The sequence below is a fragment of the Streptomyces sp. NPDC056987 genome, assembly GCF_042673865.1.
Classification (GTDB): Bacteria; Actinomycetota; Actinomycetes; order Streptomycetales; family Streptomycetaceae; genus Streptomyces.
Genome location: NZ_JBHURV010000023.1, coordinates 63,060 through 83,116, shown reverse-complemented (window position 1 = coordinate 83,116; position 20,057 = coordinate 63,060). Strand labels below are relative to the sequence as shown.

Here is a 20,057-nt window from a genome sequence, read left to right as displayed (position 1 = left end):
GCGCCCCCGGTCGAGGAGCGCTCCCGGCCGTCCCCCCGCACCGTCCGGCCGTCCCCGCACCGCCCGGCTGTCGGCGCCGACAGCACCGGCTTGTTGTCCGAGGAGGAGAAATGTCCGATCCCCAGCACCTGCCGCTGACCGCCTACCAGCGGGACATCTGGGCCGCGAGCGCCATCGACGAGAGTCATCCGCAGTTCAACTGTGTCGTGCACGAACGTCTCACGGGACGCGTGGACGTTCCCGCCCTGCGGGCCTGCCTGGCCCGGGCGGCGCGGCGCCACGACGCGTTCTCGCTCTTCTTCGACGCGCGGGACGAGGTCCCCCACCAGTGGCGGGACCCCGAAGTCGGCTCCGCCCCGGACGGCGCCCTGGTCGGCCTCGTCGACCTCGGCGACGAGGCCGACCCGCGCGCCGCGTGCGCCGCCTGGGTCGAGGGGTCGCTGGCCCGCCCCTTCCCGCTGCGCCGCGGCCGGATGTTCGAACTCACCCTGCTTCGGGAGGGGCCCGGCGCCGTACACCTGGTCGTCAAGGCCCACCACATCATCACCGACGGCTACGGCATCTTCCTCTTCACCGAGCGGGTCTTCGAGGAGTACGAGCGGGTGAAGGCGGGCGCCGCCCCGCTGGACGGGCCCGTGCCCTCGTACGTGGACTTCCTCGCCGAAGAGGTCCGCTACACCGCCTCTCCGGAGTTCCGGCGGGACCAGGACTTCCACCGCCGTGCGCACGGCGATACGGAACCCGCCCTGTTCACCCGCGCCACCGCGCGGGCCGACCGGCCGACCGGGCGGCACGCGTTCACCGTCGACCGGGCTCTCGTCCGGCGCCTCCGCGAGCAGCAGCGGCTGGTGTTCCCCGTGGTGGCCGCGGCGTTCGCGACGTATCTCGGGCGGATCCACCGCACCCCGGAGGTGGTTCTCGGCATCCCCCTGCTCAACCGCCGCGGCGGCGAGGAGCTGGCGACCGTCGGGCACTTCGCCAACAACCTCCCCCTGCGGGTGCGGACACCCGCCACGGCGACCCTCCGCGAGATCGGCGCGGCCGTCGAGACCGGCAGCGAGGAACTGCGCGGCCACGAGCGCCTGGCCCTCGGCGACCTGCTCCGGGCGCTGCCGCGCGGCAGCGGGGCCGCGCCGCAGCTGTTCGACGTGACGCTGTCGTACCTGCCGATGCCCCCCGGTCACACCGTCGCCGGGCTCACCCGGGAGACGAGGGGGTCCGCCCCCGCGCACGCGCAGGACGCCCTGGCGGTCCATGTGCTGCACACCCGGGGCACCGACGACGTGCGGATCACCCTCACCTACGGGCGCGACGTCTTCGACGAGGACTTTCCCGTCGAGGCGCTGGCCGGCCACGTCGCCACCCTGATCCGGCGCGCGGTCGAGGAGCCCGACCGGCCGGTCGGGGAACTGCCCATGCTGGGGGCGGCCGAGCGCCGGGGCCTGGCGAGCGCCGCGCGCGGTCCCGTGGTGCCGTACGCCGACGGGCGCACCCTGCACGGCCTGTTCGAGGAGCGGGCCGCGCGCGACCCGGGCCGGATCGCGGTACTGCCCGCCGACCCGGCGGGCGGGAGCTCTCCTCTGACCTTCGGCGCACTCGACACGGCGGCCGACGAGGTCGCGCACGCCCTGCGCGCGGCCGGGATCCGCCCCGGCGACCGGGTCGCCGTCCTGCTGGAGCGCGGTCCGCTGATGGTCACGGCCGTGCTGGGCGTGCTCAAGTCCGGCGGCGCCTACGTACCGGTCGACCCCGGCCACCCGGCCGAGCGGATCACGTTCGTCCTGGCGGACAGCGGCGCCAAGGCCGTCCTGGTGGGCCCCGGCCCGGACGGCGGGGAAGCCGCCGCGGCGGCGGGCGGGGCCGTGGTGCTGCGCGTCGGCGATCTGCCGGACGCCCCGGACGCCCCGGTCACACCGCCCGGACCGCCGGAAGGCCCGGCCGCACCGCCCGGATCCGACGCCACCTCGCGCGATCTCGCCTATGTCATCTACACCTCGGGCTCGACCGGCCGGCCCAAGGGCGTCATGGTCGAGCACCACTCCGTCGTGAACCGCCTGGCCTGGATGCAGCGCGCCTACCCGATCGGCGCGGACGACGTGATCCTGCAGAAGACCCCGATCTCGTTCGACGTCTCGGTGTGGGAGCTGTTCTGGTGGGCCGTCGAAGGGGCCGCCGTCGCACTCGCCCCGGTCGGCGCCGAGCGGGACCCGCGGGCGCTGGCGCGCACCATCGCCGAACAGCGGGTGACCGTCACCCACTTCGTGCCGTCGATGTTCGGCCCCTTCCTCGACCTGCTGGAGGAGTCACCGGAGCTGCGCGCGCAGGTCCGCTCGCTGCGGTACGTCTTCTGCAGCGGCGAGGCCCTGCCACCGTCCCGCGTCGACCAGTTCAACCGGATCTTCGGGGCGCCCGGCGGCGACGGGCCCGCCCCGAAGCTGGTGAACCTCTACGGGCCGACCGAGGCGACCGTCGACGTCTCCTGCTACGAGTGCCCGGCGGACCCGGCGCTCCCCGTCCGGCGGGTGCCCATCGGCAGGCCGATCGACAACACCGAGCTGTACGTGCTCGGGGAACACCACGACGAGCCGCAGCCGTTCGGGGCGCCCGGCGAGCTGTGCGTCGCGGGGGCCGGCGTCGCCCGCGGCTACCTCGGCCGCCCGGAGCTGACCCGGGAGAAGTTCACCCCGTACCCCTCGGCCCCCGGCGGGCGCGTCTACCGTACGGGGGACCTCGCCCGGGTGCTCGCCGACGGCACCGTCGAGTACCTCGGCAGGATCGACGGGCAGGTGAAGATCCGCGGCAACCGGATCGAGACGGCCGAGGTGGCACACCGCCTGTCGACCGCCCCCGGGGTGCGCGACGCCGTCGTCGTCGACCGCGTGACGCCCGCCCGGGGCACCCATCTCGTCGGCTACTACGTGGCGGACGAGCCGGCCGAGGACGGCGCGCTGCGCGCCCATCTCGCCCGCGCCCTGCCGGAGTTCATGATCCCGGCGTATCTGGTGCGGGTCGACGGCATTCCGCTCACCCCCAACGGCAAGACCGACCGCCGCGCCCTGCCCGAGCCCGGGAACGCCGGGTCCGGGGAGCGGCCCGCCGCGCCGCGCGACGAGACCGAGGCGACGCTCGTCTCCGTATGGTCCGAGGTGCTGGGGCAGGAGAACATCGGCGTCCACGACGACTACTACGCGCTCGGCGGGGACTCCCTCCTCACCATCCGGATCCAGGCGCGGGCGGCCCGGCTCGGCGTCCACTTCGCCCCGAACGACCTCGTCCAGCACCCGACCGTGGCGGCGCTGGCCGCCCGCTGCACCGACGGGCCACGCGAGCAGTCCCCGGAGCCGGCGCCCTTCGCGCTGGTCCCCCAGGAGTCCCGGGACCGGCTGCTCCGTACCGGGAACGCCGAGGACGCGTTCCCGCTGACCCGCCTCCAGTTGGGGCTGATCTATCACAGCGCGGCCGGCGAAGGGTCCGCCGTCTACCACGACGTCTTCCACTACTCCTTCCGGCTGCCCTGGCAGGAGCCCGCCTTCCGGCAGGCGTTCGACCGGCTGGTCGCCCGTCACCCCGCGCTGCGGTCCTCCATCGACCTCGGCGGCCACGGTGAGCCGCTCCAGATCGTCCACCGGCGAGTGACGGGCACACTCTCCGTCGTCGACCAGCGGGGCACCGAGGAGGCGGCGGCCGACGCGGCCCTGAACGAGCACATCGAGCAACGGCGGTACCACGACTACGACTTCGCGACCGCCCCGCTCTACCACTTCCGGGTCCATGTCCGGGAGACCACCACCGAGCTGGTGCTCAGTTTCCACCATGTGCTGCTCGACGGCGGCAGTGTGGCGAGCCTGCTGCGGGAACTGCTGGAGGAGTATCTGCACACCCTGGGCGAGGGCGCTCAGACGCTCCCGGCCGACCCGCCGCCCTCACCCGTGCACCACGTCCTCGCCGAGCGCGCGGCGCTGGAGTCCGAGGACGACCGGCGGTACTGGAAGGAGCGGCTGGCCGGCGCGCGCGGCGTCCACCTCGACGGCTTCCGGCCCGCCGCGCCGGTCACCGGGCCGGCCGGCTCCGTCAGCCACCGGGCCACGCTGCCCGCGGGGCTGGAACACCGGGTCGCCGCCTTCTCGCGCGCGCACGCCGTCCCGGTGAAGTCCGTGCTCTTCGCGGCGCACTGCCTGACGCTGCGGCTGTTCTCCGGGCAGCACGACCTGACCACGGGGCTGCTCACGCACGGGCGTCCGGAGCGCGCCGACGGGGACCGCACCGCCGGTCTGTTCATCAACACCATCCCGGTCCGGATGGGCGACGCCGCCGGCACCTGGCTCGACACCGTGCGCGAGGCCCACCGGGAGGAGCGGCGCAGCCATCCGCACCGCCACTACCCGCTCAGCGCCATCCAGGAGGACTCCCCGCACGGGCCGAGCGTGGGAACCGCGTTCAACTACGTCAACTTCCATATCCTCGCGCCGGTCCTCGGCCACCGCGCCGTGGAACTGCGGTCGGTGCGCACCTTCGAGGAGACCAACTTCCAGCTCCTCGTCAACGCCGTCACCGACCCGGGGGACGGCGGTCTCTGGCTGCGTATCGACGGGGACGGTCGTACCTTCACCGAGGAGCAGGCCGCGCTGGTCGCCCGCGCCTACACCGAGATCCTCACCCGTGTCGTGGACCATCCGCACGACCCGGCGGACCTCGGCTTCCTCGCCACCGGGGGCGCCCTCGCCGCCGCGGGTGCTCCGGCCGGCGCGGAGCCGGGGGCGGCCCCGGACGTCGTACGGCTCTTCGCCGGGCAGGCCGCTCGTACCCCGGACTCCGTCGCCGTGGTCCAGGGGACGCGGCGGTGGACCTACCGGCAGCTCGACCGGGCCGCGGACCGGATCGCCCGGCGGCTGGCCGACGTCGGCGCGGGGGCCGGCACCCGGGTCGGCATCGCCATGGACCGCGCCCCGGAGACGGTGGCGGTGATCCTGGCGGTCGCCAGGGCGGGCGCCGCCTGCGTACCTCTGGACACCGGCTACCCGGCGGAGCGGATCGCCGCGATGCTGGAGCAGGCGCGGCCGGTGCGGGTCGTCGCGCACCGGGCCCACGCGGACCTGGTCGGTGACCGGTCCGTCCTGCTCCTGGCGGACGACCTCCTGCCGGACGATTTCGTGCCGGACGTCCTCCTGCCGGACGGCGAGCACGGTACGGCCGGTACGGACCTCGCCGCACCGGCCACCGGTACGGACGGTACTGACCTCCCCGGACCCGACCCCGACAGCGCGGCGTACGTCCTGTTCACCTCCGGCTCCACGGGCCGGCCCAAGGGCGTGGTGATGCCCCACCGCTCCCTCGGCAACCTGGTGGCCTGGCAGAACCGCAGGCCCAGCGGGGCGGCCGGGGGCACCACCGTGGCGTACGCGCCGCTCAGCTTCGACGTGTCGTTCCAGGAGCTCTTCTCCACGCTCTGCTCGGGCGGCACCCTCGTCCTCGTCACCGAGGCCGAACGCCGCGACATGCCCGCGCTGCTGCGCCTCCTCGACCGGCACGGCGTCGAGCGGATCTTCCTGCCCTACGTCGCCCTCCAGCAGTTCGCCGAAGCCGCGTGCGCGCTCGGCCCGGTGCCCCGCCGGCTGCGGACACTGATCTCCTCGGGCGAGCAACTGCGTGTGAGCGACGAGATCCGCCGGCTCTGCGCCCTGCTGCCGGGCGTCGTCCTGGAGAACCAGTACGGCCCGACCGAATCGCATGTCGTCACCAGCTTCACCATGACCGGCGATCCGGCCGCCTTCCCGCCGCTGCCGCCGATCGGCGCCCCCGTCGACGGCGCGGAGGTCCAGGTGCTGGACGACCGGATGCGGCCGGTCCCGGTCGGCGTCCGGGGCGAGATCCACCTCGGCGGCGTCTGCCTGGCCGACGGTTACACCGGAGCGCCGGAGCTGACGGCGGAGCGGTTCGTCCCGTATCCCGGGGAGGGCGGCGACCGGCGGCTGTACCGGACCGGCGACCTCGGCTACGTCCTGCCGGGCGGCGACCTCGTCTACGCCGGGCGGGCCGACGGCCAGGTCAAGATACGCGGCTTCCGGGTCGAGCCCGCCGAGGTGGAACTCGCCGTCGCCCGCCATGCCGCGTGGGGCTCCGGCGTCCGCGAGGTCGCGGTGGTGGACCGGCGGCGCGGCACGGACGCCTTCCTCGCCGCGTTCCTCGTGGGCGACGCGGACCTGACCGACCTCGGGGAGCTGAAGGACCACCTGCGGGCGACACTGCCGGAGCACCTGGTCCCCTCCCACTTCCAGTGGCTGCCCCGGATGCCGCTCACCCCCAGCGGCAAGCGGGACGACGCCGCGCTGCGGGCGGCCGAACTGACCGCGGCGGCGCCCCGGGCGGGCCGGCCGCCGCGCGACGGGCGCGAGCGGGCCCTCGTCGAGATGTTCGCCGAACTGCTGGACATCCCCGAACCGGGCGTCCACGACAGCCTCTTCGAGCTGGGCGGCACCTCGATCACCGCCATGCGCCTCGTCGTCCTGGTCGAACAGCGCCTGGGCGTCCGGCTGCCGCTGTCCGGCTTCGTCGCGGCCCCCACCGCCGCCGCCATCGCGGAGCTCCTGCGCTCCTCGGCGGTGCCCGCCCCCGGGGACGTGCTGGTGCCCTTCCGGCGGGACGGCGAGCGGCCGCCGGTCTTCCTCGTCCACCCGCTGGGCGGCAATGTGCTCTGCTATCTGGCGCTGGCCCGGCATCTCCCCGCCGACCAGCCCTTCTACGGGATCCAGGCGGCCGGCTTCGTACCGGGGACCGATCCGCACCGCTCGATCCCCGAGATGGCGCGCGCGTATGTCGAGGCGGTCCGGCGGGTGCGTCCCGAGGGGCCCTATGTCATCGGCGGCTGGTCGTTCGGCGGCTTCGTCGCCTTCGAGATGGCGCGGCTGCTGCGGGAGGACGGCCAGGAGGTGCTGCCCCCGGTGCTCCTGGACACGGTGGCGCTGAGCCCGGACGCCCCCCGGGACGTGAGCGACGCGTCCCTGTTCCACTTCTTCTTCTGGGAGCTGCTCTGGGCGGACAGCGGGAGCGACACCCCCGTCGAGGAGCTGACCCGGGAAGTCGGTTCCGAGGACGAGGTGTTCCGGCGCATCGCCGAGGTCGCCGGGCGGAACGGGATCCTCCCGGCCGGCGACCCGCACGGCGCGGCCCGCCGCCTCTACGCCGTCTTCCAGGCGAACTACCAGGCGCTGATGGACGAGCCGGGCGAGGTCACCGATCTGGACCTGACGCTCCTCCACGCGCGGGGCGACCTGCCGGACGTCCTCAAGCCCCTGCACGAGGGGGCGGGATCCCTGCACGGCGACCCCACGAACGGCTGGCGGACCAGGACGACCGGACGCATCGAGGTCATCGACGTCCCCGGCGACCATCTGCAGATCGTGGAGGAGCCGTATGTGAAGTACGTGGCGGAGCAGATCACCCAGCTGGTGGCGGCAGCCCTGCCGAGCGCCGGAGACGGAACCCGAGGGAAGCGGTGACGAGAGACATGACCAGGAGCAACGGAACGGACGGCAAGCGTCGTGGAACGGCGGTCGTCGTGGGCGCCGGGATCGGTGGCCTCGCGGCCGCCATCACCCTGCGCCGCGTCGGCTTCGACGTCGAGGTCCACGAGCGGGCGGGCGAACTGCGCCCGGCGGGCACCGCGCTGTCCGTCATGAGCAACTCCATGACGGCGCTGGCCTCCCTCGGCATCGATCTGCGGCTGGAGGAGCGCGGCCGGGTGATCGAGACGGCCGAGCTGATGACGAGCACCGGCGGCCGGATCAAGACGATGCCGTACCGGGACCTCGCCGAGAGCCTGGGCGCCCCGAGCGTGTGCATCTCCCGCAGCGAGCTCCAGGCGGCCCTGCTGGAGGCGGCCGGGGACTGCCCGATCCATCTCGGGTCGGCCGCCACGGGCTACGACATCGGACAGGACGGCGTACGGGTCCGCTTCGCCGACGGCGGGGAGACCCGCGCCGACCTGCTGGTGGGCGCCGACGGCATCCACTCCGCCGTCCGCCGGCAGCTCGCGGGACCGGAGCAGCTGCGGGAGGCCGGCTATCTCTGCTGGCTCGCCGTCACCCCGTTCGACCACCCCACGCTGACGCCGGGCTTCAACGGCCACTACTGGGGGCGGGGGCAGCGCTTCGGGCTGCACGACATCGGCCACGGGCACGCCTACTGGTGGGGTACGCGGAACATGTCCGCCGAGAGCGCCCGTGGCTGGAAGGGCACCAGGGAGGACATCGCCCGTACCTTCGGCGGCTGGGCCGATGTGGTCACCGAGGTGATCCGGGCCACGCCCGAGGAGGCGGTCCACGCCGTCCCCGCGCAGGACCGGCCGTTCCTGGAGCGCTGGGGCGAGGGTCCGGTGACCCTGCTGGGGGACGCCGCCCACCCGATGCTGACAGCCCTCGCCCAGGGCGGCAGCACGGCGATCGAGGACGCCGTGGTCCTGGCGCACAGCTGCGCGGCCGCGGCCGACCCGGTGAGCGGGTTGCGGGCCTACGAGGCGGCCCGGCGCGACCGCACCAGGTGGCTGGTCGACAACTCGTACTCCCTCAGCAGGAACGAGCAGGAGGAGCGCCCGCTGGCGATCGCGCTGCGCAACACCCTGATGCGGTACGCGCCGACGCCCCTGCTGATGCGCCCCTTCCGGACGGCGATGACGTACACCTCCCCCGACCTCGGCCGGGACGGCGCGGCACCGTCCCCCGCGTCGCTGTGAACGGGCCCGCCCCCGCGTGATCCGGTGGCCGGGGAGTGTGTCACCGGTGACACACTCCCCGGCCACCCGGCCCTCTCAGCGGGCCGGGCCGCGTCGGCCGACGAAGGCGGCGAGTCTGCGCACGCCCTCCTCGATGCCGGCCGGGTCCAGCGCGCTGCACGAGAGCCGGAGCTGGCCGGTGCCCCCGCCGTCCAGGTGGAAGTCGCGCATCGGCGTCCACAGGACACCGAAGTCGCGTGCCGACTGCTCCAGGGCCGCGGCGTCGGCGTCGAAGGGCACCCGCATGACGAGGAAGAAGCCGCCGTCCGGCATGTTCCAGCTGATGTCCGCCGCCTCCCGGGACGCGCGCGGGAAGTGCCGGTCCAGCGCGTCGAGGAGGGTGTCCAGGTTCTTGCGGTAGAAGGCGATCGCCTGCTCGTTGGCCTGGCGGAGCCGGCAGCCGGACTCCACGAGCATCCCGCCGATGACGGCCTGGCTGATGGACGAGGTGTTGACCGTCGTCATGCTCTTGATCTTCGACAGTTCGTCCGCGAGGAGGGTGCGCCGGCCGCCGGGGCCGACGACCTCCTGGTCCGCGACCACGTACCCGACGCGGGCGCCCGGCAGCGCGGTCTTGGCGAAGGAGCCCAGGTAGAGCACCCGGCGTTCGCGGTCCATCGACTTCAGGGTGGGGCGCGCGCCGCCGGTGCGCACGAAGAACCCGTACGGGTTGTCCTCCAGGATGAGCAGATCCTCCTGCTCCGCGATCTCCAGCAGCCGGCGGCGCTCGGGCAGCTCCATGCTGGCACCGGACGGGTTGGCGAAGTCCGGTACGACATAGAGCGCGCGCGGCCGTCCGCCGGCGGCCCGGGTCGCCTCGACCGCGGCGAGCACGGCCTCCGGGTCGGGGCCCGCCGCGCCCTCCGGGACGGGCCGTACCCGCAGATCGAGCAGCCGGGCGGCGCCGGTCACCCCGACGTAGCAGGGCGAGCTGACCAGCAGGGTGTCCTCGGGCGCGGCGAACAGGGCGCGCAGCGTGAGCAGCATCGCCTCCTGGCAGCCGGTGGTCAGCACCACGGATTCCGCGGGGACGTGGATGTCCTCGTCGTTGGCCAGGGTCTGGGCGACGAGGTCGTGGATGAGGCCGTTGGTCCTGCCGTACTGGAAGAGCTGGGTGCGGATCCGCTCGGCGCTCAGACCCCGGTCGCGCTCCAGATACGTGGTGTACGAGCGGAGATGACGGACCAGGTCCTCGGGTTCGAACCCGCCCTGGGCGGGCCTGCCGGGGGCGAAGGAGATCGCGTCGGGGAAGCGCGCGACGACCTCGTTGAGGAAGTTCATCGAGTCGAGCAGCGGGTCCCCGAGCGAGCCGTGCAGATCCCCGAGTTCCAGCGCGTGCCCACCGGCGGCCGGGCCGGTGGGGGCCGTGGCGCTGAGGGTGGTTCCGGCCGCGGTGGTGCCGGTGGTGTGCGACATCGTGTCAGCCCTTCGTTCCCGCGGGGCCGCCCCCGGCGAAGACCGTACGGAGATGAGCGGCGGCCTGTCCGACCGCCCGGCGGCCCGCGTCGAGCGTTCCGGCCATCGCGAAGAAGCCGTGGATGACCCCCGGGTAGCGGGTCAGTTCCACCGGGACGCCGCTCTCCCGCAGGCGCTCCGCGTACAGTTCGCCCTCGTCGCGCAGCGGGTCGTACTCGGCGGTGATGACCAGCGCGGGCGGCAGCCCCTTGTGGCTCTCGGCGCGCAGCGGGGAGGCGAGCGGGTCGCTGCCGTCGGCCTGGTGGGCCAGGTAGTTGTCCCAGTACCAGCGCACGGACTTGTCGTTGAAGAGCAGTGGGTCGGTGTGGGTGCGGCGCGACTCGGTGTCGGCGAGATGGTCGGTGTTGGGGTAGACGAGGAGTTGTCCGGCCAGCTCCGGGCCGCTCCGGTCGCGTGCCATCAGGGTGACGGCCGCGGCGAGGTTGCCGCCCGCGCTGTCGCCGCCGACGCAGATGCGGGAGGTGTCGGCGCCGAAGCGCGCGCCGGCCTCCTCGGCCGCCCAGCGCAGGCCCGCGTAGCAGTCCTCGACGGCGGCGGGGAACGGGTTCTCGGGTGCGAGGCGGTAGCCGACGGCGAGGGTGAGGCACCCCGCGGCGTTGGCGAGGCTCCGGCAGATGGCGTCGCAGGTGTCGATGGTGCCCAGGGTCCAGCCGCCGCCGAAGTAGTAGACGAGGACGGGCAGCGGTCCTTCGCCGGCGGGCCGGAAGACCCGGACGGGCAGCGGTCCTTCTGGCCCCGGGAAGGTCGTGTCGGTGACCTCCTCGACGGGTTCCGGTGTGCCCGCTCCGTCGAGGACCGCGGCGAGGTCGGCCTCGCGCGCCTCCTGGAGGGACATGGTGTAGAGCGGGCGGCCGCCCTCGGCGGCCTTCCGGTCGTACAGGGCCTGTAATTGCGGGTCGAGTGCCATGCTCTCCCTCTCCGGCCGGTCGGCCCGGCCGGTCGGTGAACCGCGTGGTCCGGTCGGAGACACGCGTGTCTATACGGGGGCGTCCACCAGCTTCGACGGGTCGGTGGCGACGGAGCGGAGCCGCTCGATGATGGCGCGGTCCGCCCTGGTGTAGGAGGCGGGGTCGTCGTGGAGCACCGAGGAGCCGTTGGCCGCCTCCAGGAAGGCGATCAGCTCGAAAGCGAGCTGGGGGACGTCGGTGTCCTCCGTGATCTCCCCGGCCTGGCGCGCCTCCTCGATGGACTGCTCGACGAAGGAGACCCAGTTGGTCTGGGCCTGGGCGACGGTGTCGTGCACCAGTCCGCGGCGGGCGTCGTACTCGGCGGAGACCGAGTAGAAGAAGCATCCGCCGGGGAAGACCCGCTGTTCGGAGTAGGCCAGCCACAGCTCGCACATGTGGCGGACCCGGCCGAGGCCGCTCGGCACCTCGCGCGCGGGCTGCACCACGCGCTCGATGTAGATCTTGACCGCCGCTCTGACGGTGGCGAGCTGGAGCTCCTCCTTGGAGCCGAAGAGAGCGAAGACCCCGCTTTTGCTGAGGCTCAGTTCCTCCGCGAGCCGTCCCAGGGACAGGCCGTCGAGACCTTCGACCGAGGCGATCGCCACGGCATGGCCCAGAATGAGCCGCCGTGTCTGGTTGCCGCGCTCGATGCGTCCGTCCGTCCTGGACACCGCCATGTCGCCACCTTCTCCCGTCGTCAGCCGGTGGTCCGCCGGCCGCCCCCATCATACAAAGTGAACGACCGTCCTATTACTGTACGCCCGTGCGGTTACTTGTGTAGAGTGGCCGCCATGGGTAGGGGGAGTCAACACACACCGCCACAGCTGACGCTGCGCGGGTACGAAGATGAAGCCGAACGCCGATTACCTCGCGAGGTCTGGGACTTCCTGGCCGGCGGAAGCGGCACCGAATCAATGCTGACCAGCGGCCGCACGGCCCTGGACCGGCTGCGGCTGCGGCCGCGCTGTCTGGTGGACGTCTCCGAGCGCGACCCGGGCACCACACTGCTCGGCGCCCGGCTGGCCGCGCCGCTGGGCATCGCGCCGATGGCCTACCACCGGCTCGCACACCCCGAGGGCGAGGTGGCGACCGCGCGGGCGGCCGGCGAGACCGGCACCCTGCTGACCGTGAGCATGTTCGCGAGCCGGTCGCTGGAGGACATCGCCGACGCGGCGAGCGGGCCGCTCTGGCTCCAGCTGTACTGGCTGAAGCGCTGGGACATCGTCGAGCGGCTGGCCAAGCGGGCCGAGGCCGCCGGATACCGGGCGCTGGTCCTGACGGTGGACGCGCCGAGCATCGCGCGCAGGCCCCGGGACATCCGCAACGGGTTCTCGGTCCCGGACGGCATCCGCGCCGTCAATGTGGACCCGGAGGTCATGGCGGCCTCGCACGGCGGGAACGCCGGCGAATCCGCCGTCGCCCGCCACGCGCGGGAGCAGTTCGACGCATCGGTCACCTGGGCCGACCTCGGCCGGCTGCGGGAGCTGACCTCGCTCCCGCTGATACTGAAGGGCGTCCTCAGTGCCGAGGACGCGGATCTCGCCGTGCGCCACGGCGTGGACGGAATCATCGTCTCCAACCACGGCGGCCGGCAACTCGATTCCGCCGTGGACGCCGTGGACGTCCTGCCGGACATCGTCGACACCGTCGGCGGGCGATGTCCCGTCGTCCTCGACGGCGCCGTCCGCAGCGGTACCGACATCGTCAAGGCTCTCTGTCTGGGGGCCAGCGCCGTATTCGTCGGCCGGCCCGTCCTGTGGGGGCTGACCCACTCCGGCGGCGACGGCGCCGCCTCGGTGCTGCGCCTGCTGACCGGTGAACTCGACGAGACGATGGCGCTGATGGGGGCCTCCGGAATCCGGGAGCTGAACCGGTCCGGCGTCGTACGGCGATAGGAAAGGTTATTCCCGGAACGGCCTTTCACGCCGAAGTGTGCCGTTGATTTTATTCTCACCCGATTATTAGGGGTGAGTTTTTCGGCATGCCCGAATTCATTCCCCGCACGTCAAAATTTGTGACACCTCCAAATCTACGACACGCCGGACCGAATAGAATTTCTTTACTTGCCTACCCGGCAGTAACGATAGACACTTCAGATTGTCGGCAGGGGAACCGGTAGCGGCGGAACGATATCGCCGTGGAATTGGAATAGGTGAGATATCCGTGAGGGATACGGAACCGCGCCACCCGGTGTGCGAGGACGGCGCGTGGGTGGACGAGATATTACTCGGCGGTTCGGACGGAGACATCGTGCTCCATCTGGGCGGCCCCGTGAGCCGGGGAGAGTTACGCCGACTGGTGGCCGAACAGCACGCGCGGTTCGCCGCCGCGGGGCTGGCCAAGGGCGGGGCACTGGCACTGCGCCTGCCGCCCTCGCTCGACTGCGTCACCGCGATGCTGGCCGGATGGCGGATCGGGGCCCAGGTCGCCCTGCTCGACTACCGGCTGACGACCCACGAGGTGGGCCGGGCCATCGCGAGACTCGGCCCGCAGCTGGTGGTGGAGCCGGTCGGTGACGTCCCGGGCACCCTGCGGGGGTTCTTCGAGATATCCACGCGCGTCACACCGCTGCGCGGCGGCCGGCCGGCCCGCACCCCGCACGCGCTGCTCCAGCTCAGTTCGGGCTCCACCGGCCCCTCCAAGGTGATCGGCCGCACGGTCGGTGACCTGCTGGCGGAGGTGGAGCGGTACAGCCGGCTCGACGGTTTCCCCCGCCGGGGCGAGCGGATCGTCCTGCTGGCCTCGATCGTGCATGTGCTCGGACTGGTGGGCGGCCTCCTCTACGGCCTCGCCGCCGGCGTCCGGATCGTCCTGCCGACCCGGCACACCGCCGACTCCATCTTCCGGGCCGTCGCGCTCGATCCCGAGCCGACCACCCTGCTGGGTGTGCCCTCCCAGGCGTCCGTGCTGGCCGCCGTCCAGTCACCGCCCCGACTGCCCCAGCTGGTACGGATGGTGACCGGTGGGGAAATCCTCAAGGAGTCGGTCAGGGAGCGGTTCACCACGGGGTACGGCGCCGGGCTCGGGGCGATGTACGGCATGACCGAGGCCGGGGTGATCGCCACCGACATCACCGGCGGCACCCTGCCCGGACTCACCCCGGTCCCGGGGCTCCCGGTGCGCGTCCAGGACAACCAGATCCTGCTCGGCCTCGCGGCCTCCCCGTACGTGGGACAGGTCGACCCGACCCGCTACGTGGACGGCTGGCTGCGCACCAACGACGCGGGCCATCTCGACCCGGACACGGGCCTGTTGACCGTGAACGGCCGACTGGACTCACAGATCTCCATCGGCGGGCTCAAGGTCGATCTCAGCGAGGTCGAGGCCGCCCTCTGCGCGCTGCCCGACGTGGCCGACGCCGTCGTCGTCCACGAGGCGGGCATCGAGGCCTTCGTCATCGTACGGAGTTCCGTCTCGGCCGGCAGTCTCTCCCAGGCCCTCGCGGCGCGGCTCGCCCCGTACAAGCGGCCGCGTACCCTGCACGTCCTGTCCGAACTCCCCAGGACCGCCACCGGAAAGCCGCTGCGCCAGGTGGCGGCCCTGCGCGCGGCGGCCAGAGCGGGAGCCGAGGTATGAGGGCCCGGGCGGACGGCGGGAACCGCTTCCGGCGGACCCCGCCCGGCTACGGATCAATCCGATGTACGGGACGTCACCCGGCGGACCTCGACACGTGCCGCGGCCCCGTCCGCGCCGCGGACGGCCACGCCGACGACATGACTCCCACCGACGACCAGGGCCGCGTCCGCGGCCGTACCCGGATCGTCCGGTAGCTCCAGCGGTACGGGCGAGGCCCCCGCGATCAGCGGCCACCGGCCCGGCGAGGGCATCCGGCGGCTCATCCCGCCGGCCCTGAGCCCCAGCCCCAGCGCCTTGCCGACCGCTTCCTTCTGTGTCCACAACCACAGGAAACCCACGGACCGTTCACTCTCCGGCAGCGCGGCCACCCACGCGGCCTCGGCCTTGTCGAGCCACCGCCGGGCCAGCGCCTGACCGGGCAGCACCCGCAGCGCCTCCACATCCACACCCACGTGACCGCCGGCGGTGAACGCCACCGCCAGCGCGCCCCGGGTGTGACTCATGCTCACCCGCACGCCCTCGGCCGCCCCGGCCATGACCGGCCGGCCGCCGGGTTCACGCTCCATCCAGATCGCGGACGGGTCCACTTCGAGCACCGCGGCGACCTGCCGCACCAGCAGGGCGCGTGCCCTGCCGCGCTCGTCGCCGTCCGTCGTGCACCACAGCACCGTCACCGTGTCCGGGGCCGGCCCCGGGCGTCCATCCATGAAAGGAAGTCAATCAAATGACCGCAGAGGTCCACCAGTTCATCGTCACCGCCCTCGAAAACATGAACTACGACGTCACGGACGTGACCGGCGACACCCCGCTGGGCCCGGCCGGACTGGATCTGGAGTCGCTGTCCGTGGCCGAGATCGCGATCCAGGTGGAGGACGCCTACGGCGTCAAGTTCGACGAGGACGAGATGGAGACCGTGGCGCTGCTCACCGTCGCCGGCCTGGTCAAGGAGATCGTCGACCGGGTGGCCGCCGCCAGGACCGTCTCCGCCGCCGCCGAGTGAGCGGCGGGCCGCGCCCGGCCGGTGCCCCGTGTGCTGTGCGGCACCGGGACACCGGCCGGGTCCGCGGCCCGGCACCACGGGTCGACCGGGAAAGTCCCCAGCCGCTGGGGAGCAGCAAACGCAGAGGGGAGACACGGCATGAACGCCAAGAACGACCGCGCGGAACTCGCGGCCGACCCGGCGCTCGGGGTCGGCAACGCGCTGACCACACTCGTCGCCAAGGGCATCGGCCTGGACGCGCCGGCACTGACCTTCGACACCGAGGTGGACGGGCATCCCGCCTGGGAAGCCTTCACCCTGGCCGAGCTGGGGGAACGGGTGGCGGCCCGGGCGGCCACCCTGCACGCCTGGGGCATCAGGCCCCGTGACCCGGTCGCGGTCTATGTCTCCGCCGCCGCCGACCAGGTGCTCAGCTATCTGGCGCTCGCCCACATCGGCGCCATCCCGGCCCTGGTCAACGGGCGGGTGCCCGGGGCGACCGCGGCCAAGTACATCCAGCGGCTCCGCGCCGTGGGCGTGCTCGCCGACGCGGCCCACGCCGCCGAGCTGGCGGGGCACGAGACGGACACACCGCTGCTGGGCGACGTGTCCGGACTGGGCGCGGGGAAGCCGGCCGACGCGCCGGCGCCGTACCGCCACCACGGCACGGAACCGGTCGTCATCACCCACTCCTCCGGGACCACCGGGCTGCCCAAGGCGGTCGCCCACTCCCACCACAGCCTCTTCGCCTCCGTCCGCCACCGGCTCTCGCTCCCCAAGGGGCAGGGCCTGAACCGGATGCTCGGCGCGCTGCCGGCCGCCCACGCCGCGACGGTCATCGCCGTCAACCTGGCGCTGTGCAACCGCGTCCAGCTGGCGCTGGTGTCCCGGCAGGACGGCACGGTCGTCCTCGACGCCATCGAGAGCTGGCGGCCCGAGGCCGTGCTCGGCTTCGCCGCGACCTGGTCGGAGCTGGCCGGCGAGGACCTGGCGGCGCGCGACCTCGACTCCGTGCGCGCCTGGTGGAACACCGGGGACTGCGCGCACGAGGCGCACGTACGGCGGCTGGTCGCGGTGGGCAACCGGAGCACCGCCACCGCCCAGGGCATCGTGCGGCGGCCGGGCTCGTTCTTCATCGACGGCCTCGGCTCCACCGAGATGGGCCACTCGCAGTTCTTCATCACCCACACCCCGGAGACCAACCGGTACGGCCGCTGCATCGGCAAGCCGCACGCCTTCTCGGACGTGACGGTCATCAGCGACGAGGGAGAGCACCTCGGCGCGGGACAGGTCGGTCAGCTCGGGGTCAACGCGCCGACGCTCGCGCTGGGTTACTGGAACGACTCGGTGACCACCTACCGGACCCGCAGGGACGGCTACTTCCTCACCGGCGACCTGGTCTACCGCGACGAGGCGGGCTACTACTTCCATGTGGACCGCGCGGTGGACGCGGTCGAACTCCCCGGCGGCGAGAAGCTGTTCACCGCCGCGTCGGAGGAGCGGATCCTCGCGCGCTGTCCCGGGATCCTCGAATGCACCGTCGTCGCGGTCCGCGACGGCGACCAGGTCACCACCTCGGTCCTGCTGGTCCCCGCGGCCGGCGAGGCCAGGACGGTCCCCGAGGAGGACCGGGCCAAGGAGGTGCTGGCGGCGCTGGAGGAGCATGTCGCGCGGACCGTCGCGCGGGTCGTGGTGGTCGATCCCGACCTCATCCCGCTCGGCCCCACCGGCAAGGTCCGCAAGGTGCTGCTGCGGGAGCGCTACCTCAAGGGCGAACTGCCCGTCGGGTCCGGCACGGACCTGCGCGCGGAGGCGGTGAGCGCGGTATGAGCACCTCCGTCGCCCCGGGCGCCGGCGCCGTCATCACCGGACTCGGTACGTTCACCTCGCTCGGCCGGGGCGCGTCCGACACCTTCGACGCGCTCTGCCACACCAAGTCGGGGCTGCGCCGTCCGCCCGCCGGCCACCTGCTGGACGGGACGGTCGACGTGGCGGGGCTCGCCCCCGACATCACCGCCGCCGAGGTACTGCCGCCCAGCGAGGGGCGGCTGGTGGACCGTTACGTCCTGATGGCGCTCGCCGCCGCCGACGACGCGCTCGCCGACTCCGGCATCGTCGTGGGCCGGGACGTGGACCCGCACCGGGTCGCGGTCGTGGTCTCCAGCGGGGCCGGCGGACTGACCACGTACGAGGCGCAGACCGCGGCGCGCGCCGAGCGGGGCGCGACCGCGATCAGCCCCTATCTGCTGCCCGGGATGCTGCCGAACATGGCGGCGGCCCGGATCGCCATCAAGCACGGGATCAGGGGCTGGAGCGCGGCCATCGCCACGGCCTGCTCCGCCGGCGCCCACGCGGTGGTGGAGGCGGCCCGGCTGATCCGGTACGGCGAGGCCGATGTCGTGGTCTGCGGTGGCGCCGAAGCGCCGCTCAACCCGACGTCCGCCCTGGCCTTCGCGCACGCCAAGGCGCTGGCGCGCGGCTGGGAGGACCCCGAGCGCGCCAGCCGGCCCTTCGACCGGGCCCGCAACGGATTCGTCCTCTCGGAGGGCGCCGGCGTCCTGGTGGTGGAGCGGGCCGCGCACGCGGACGGACGCGGCGCGGCCGGATACGCCGACCTGCTCGGGTGGGGGGTCACGACCGACGCCCACCGGCCCACCACACCGCGGCCCGACGGGGAGGGCGCGGCGGGCAGCATGCGGAACGCGCTGGCCTCCGGCGGGCTCGTGCCGGACGACGTCGGCTACGTCAACGCGCACGGGACGGCGACCAAGCTGGGCGACATCGCGGAGGCCAGGGCCATCAGGTCCGTCTTCGGCGAACGGTCGCCCGCGGTCAGCGGCACCAAGTCCATGACCGGCCATCTGCTCGGCGGTTCGGGCGCGGTGGAGGCTGCCGTGTCCGCGCTGGCCGTCGCCCGGGGCACCCTGCCGCCCACGCACAACCTGGACGAGGTGGACCCCCAGTGCGAGCTGGACCACGTACGGGGCGGTGCCAGGAAGCAGCGGGTCGAAGCCGCGCTGAGCAATTCCTTCGCTTTCGGCGGTCACAACGTCAGCGTGCTGCTCGGCACCGCCTCCACCCGGAAAAAGCGGTCCTGACCGAAGTGAACAGAACGAGAGCCAGAAAGAAACCGAAAGAAAAGACAAGGTGAGGAACGTCCGTGGACATTGATGGAATTGACCACGTCGAATTCTTCGTGGGCGACGCCCAGCAATGGGCGCACTTTCTCTGCTTCGCCTTCGGATTCCGCGTCCAGGGCCAGGCGGGTCCCGAAACGGGACTGCCGGGGCGGCGTTCGCTGCTGCTCGTACAGGGGGACATACGGGTCCTGCTGACCTCCGCGCTCGACCCCGAGGACCCGGCGGCCGTATACACCGCGCGGCACGGCGACGGCGTGGCGACGATCGCCTTCTCGGTGGCGGACACCCGGGGCGCGTTCGAGACCGCCGTCGCCCAGGGCGCGGCCGTGGCCGAGGAGCCGAGGGTGCTGGAGCGGTGCGGGGCCCGGGTGGTCACCGCGAGCGTGGCGGGTTTCGGGGATGTGACACACCGTTTCGTCGAGCGGACCGGTGACCCCGAGGAGTTCCTGCCGGGTCTGATGGAGATGGTGCCGTCCGGCCCCGCCGCGCAGGAGCCGCCGCTGCTGGCGGTGCTCGACCACGCGGCGATCTGCCTGCCCGCCGGGGAACTGGCACCGACCGTGGAGTACTACCAGAAGGTCTTCGGTTTCTCGCAGATCTTCGAGGAGTTCATCGAGGTCGGCGAGCAGGCGATGGACTCCAAGGTGGTGCAGAGCCCCAGCGGGAAGGTCACCTTCACGCTGATCGAGCCGGTCGTCGGCCGCAAGCCCGGCCAGATCGACGAATTCCTGGCCCGGCACGGCGGTGCCGGTGTGCAGCATCTCGCGCTGCTCACCGATGACATCGTCGGCACGGTCAAGACACTGGAGCAGCGCGGGGTGGCGTTCCTGCAGACCCCCGACACCTACTACACCGAGCTGGAGCAGCGCCTCGGCCGCCCGGAGCTCGACCTGGGGGCGCTGCGCGAGACGAACGTGCTGGTGGACCGGGACCACTGGGGCGAGGTCTTCCAGATCTTCACCCAGTCCATGCACATCCGCCGGACCTTCTTCTGGGAGGTCATCGACCGGCACGGCGCCCGCACCTTCGGCAGCGGCAACATCAAGGCCCTCTACGAGGCCAAGGCCCGCGAGCGCGCCACCGCGTGAGCGGATGCGCGGGTCCGGCCGCGCGGGCGGCCCGGCACCCGTCCCGACACCCGTGCCGGCGCGCGGCGCCCGGCCCCGGACGAA

At 73.0% G+C, this 20,057-nt stretch carries 12 protein-coding genes; 8 read left to right on the top strand and 4 right to left on the bottom strand.

Annotation, left to right across the window (positions count from 1 at the left end):
• Window positions 1–110: 110 nt before the first annotated feature.
• The gene (locus tag ACFTZC_RS25090) at window positions 111–7,496 is read left to right on the top strand and encodes an amino acid adenylation domain-containing protein (RefSeq protein WP_382893328.1); all 7,386 of its coding nucleotides are present in this window, start codon (window positions 111–113) and stop codon (window positions 7,494–7,496) included.
• A gap of 8 nt (window positions 7,497–7,504) precedes the next feature.
• Window positions 7,505–8,728, top strand: coding sequence for an FAD-dependent monooxygenase (locus ACFTZC_RS25085; protein ID WP_382893326.1), 1,224 nt, complete (start codon window positions 7,505–7,507; stop codon window positions 8,726–8,728).
• Between the two features lie 75 nt (window positions 8,729–8,803).
• Here ACFTZC_RS25085 and ACFTZC_RS25080 read toward each other — a convergent pair whose 3' ends face one another.
• From ACFTZC_RS25080 to ACFTZC_RS25070, 3 genes are all read right to left on the bottom strand, one after another.
• Window positions 8,804–10,183, bottom strand: a complete 1,380-nt coding sequence (locus ACFTZC_RS25080; RefSeq protein WP_382893324.1) for a PLP-dependent aminotransferase family protein — start codon at window positions 10,181–10,183, stop codon at window positions 8,804–8,806.
• 4 nt (window positions 10,184–10,187) lie between these two features.
• Window positions 10,188–11,150, bottom strand: a complete 963-nt coding sequence (locus ACFTZC_RS25075) for an alpha/beta hydrolase (protein ID WP_382893322.1) — start codon at window positions 11,148–11,150, stop codon at window positions 10,188–10,190.
• Between the two features lie 69 nt (window positions 11,151–11,219).
• On the bottom strand, window positions 11,220–11,867 hold the full coding sequence (locus ACFTZC_RS25070) for a TetR/AcrR family transcriptional regulator (RefSeq protein WP_382893320.1): 648 nt from the start codon (window positions 11,865–11,867) through the stop codon (window positions 11,220–11,222).
• Window positions 11,868–11,981: 114 nt separating this feature from the next.
• Between ACFTZC_RS25070 and ACFTZC_RS25065 the strand changes: the two genes are divergently transcribed.
• Together ACFTZC_RS25065 and ACFTZC_RS25060 are read left to right on the top strand one after the other, a co-directional pair.
• On the top strand, window positions 11,982–13,085 hold the full coding sequence (locus ACFTZC_RS25065) for an alpha-hydroxy acid oxidase (RefSeq protein ID WP_382893318.1): 1,104 nt from the start codon (window positions 11,982–11,984) through the stop codon (window positions 13,083–13,085).
• Between the two features lie 268 nt (window positions 13,086–13,353).
• Entirely contained in the window at window positions 13,354–14,766 is a 1,413-nt protein-coding gene (locus ACFTZC_RS25060; RefSeq protein ID WP_382893317.1) for a class I adenylate-forming enzyme family protein, read from the top strand.
• A 53-nt stretch (window positions 14,767–14,819) separates the two neighbouring features.
• Here ACFTZC_RS25060 and ACFTZC_RS25055 read toward each other — a convergent pair whose 3' ends face one another.
• On the bottom strand, window positions 14,820–15,473 hold the full coding sequence (locus ACFTZC_RS25055; RefSeq protein WP_382893315.1) for a 4'-phosphopantetheinyl transferase family protein: 654 nt from the start codon (window positions 15,471–15,473) through the stop codon (window positions 14,820–14,822).
• 17 nt (window positions 15,474–15,490) lie between these two features.
• On the opposite strand from ACFTZC_RS25055, the gene ACFTZC_RS25050 reads away from it, so the two are divergent.
• From ACFTZC_RS25050 to hppD, 4 genes are all read left to right on the top strand, one after another.
• Window positions 15,491–15,766, top strand: a complete 276-nt coding sequence (locus ACFTZC_RS25050; protein WP_365816467.1) for a phosphopantetheine-binding protein — start codon at window positions 15,491–15,493, stop codon at window positions 15,764–15,766.
• 138 nt (window positions 15,767–15,904) lie between these two features.
• The gene (locus tag ACFTZC_RS25045) at window positions 15,905–17,575 is read left to right on the top strand and encodes a class I adenylate-forming enzyme family protein (RefSeq protein ID WP_382893312.1); all 1,671 of its coding nucleotides are present in this window, start codon (window positions 15,905–15,907) and stop codon (window positions 17,573–17,575) included.
• Window positions 17,572–18,843, top strand: coding sequence for a beta-ketoacyl-[acyl-carrier-protein] synthase family protein (locus ACFTZC_RS25040; protein ID WP_382893311.1), 1,272 nt, complete (start codon window positions 17,572–17,574; stop codon window positions 18,841–18,843). Before ACFTZC_RS25045 ends, ACFTZC_RS25040 begins: the two co-directional genes overlap by 4 nt.
• A gap of 62 nt (window positions 18,844–18,905) precedes the next feature.
• On the top strand, window positions 18,906–19,973 hold the full coding sequence (gene hppD / locus ACFTZC_RS25035; protein ID WP_382893309.1) for a 4-hydroxyphenylpyruvate dioxygenase: 1,068 nt from the start codon (window positions 18,906–18,908) through the stop codon (window positions 19,971–19,973).
• The last annotated feature ends 84 nt before the right edge of the window (window positions 19,974–20,057 follow it).

Bases quoted from the DNA above. Each gene is read 5' to 3' on its own strand.
- ACFTZC_RS25085 (WP_382893326.1), top strand. From the start codon at position 7,505: ATGACCAGGAGCAACGGAACGGACGGCAAGCGTCGTGGAACGGCGGTC.
- ACFTZC_RS25070 (WP_382893320.1), bottom strand. From the start codon at position 11,867: ATGGCGGTGTCCAGGACGGACGGACGCATCGAGCGCGGCAACCAGACA.
- ACFTZC_RS25040 (WP_382893311.1), top strand. From the start codon at position 17,572: ATGAGCACCTCCGTCGCCCCGGGCGCCGGCGCCGTCATCACCGGACTC.
- ACFTZC_RS25045 (WP_382893312.1), top strand. From the start codon at position 15,905: ATGAACGCCAAGAACGACCGCGCGGAACTCGCGGCCGACCCGGCGCTC.
- ACFTZC_RS25080 (WP_382893324.1), bottom strand. From the start codon at position 10,183: ATGTCGCACACCACCGGCACCACCGCGGCCGGAACCACCCTCAGCGCC.
- ACFTZC_RS25090 (WP_382893328.1), top strand. From the start codon at position 111: ATGTCCGATCCCCAGCACCTGCCGCTGACCGCCTACCAGCGGGACATC.
- ACFTZC_RS25055 (WP_382893315.1), bottom strand. From the start codon at position 15,473: ATGGATGGACGCCCGGGGCCGGCCCCGGACACGGTGACGGTGCTGTGG.
- ACFTZC_RS25075 (WP_382893322.1), bottom strand. From the start codon at position 11,150: ATGGCACTCGACCCGCAATTACAGGCCCTGTACGACCGGAAGGCCGCC.
- ACFTZC_RS25065 (WP_382893318.1), top strand. From the start codon at position 11,982: ATGGGTAGGGGGAGTCAACACACACCGCCACAGCTGACGCTGCGCGGG.
- ACFTZC_RS25050 (WP_365816467.1), top strand. From the start codon at position 15,491: ATGACCGCAGAGGTCCACCAGTTCATCGTCACCGCCCTCGAAAACATG.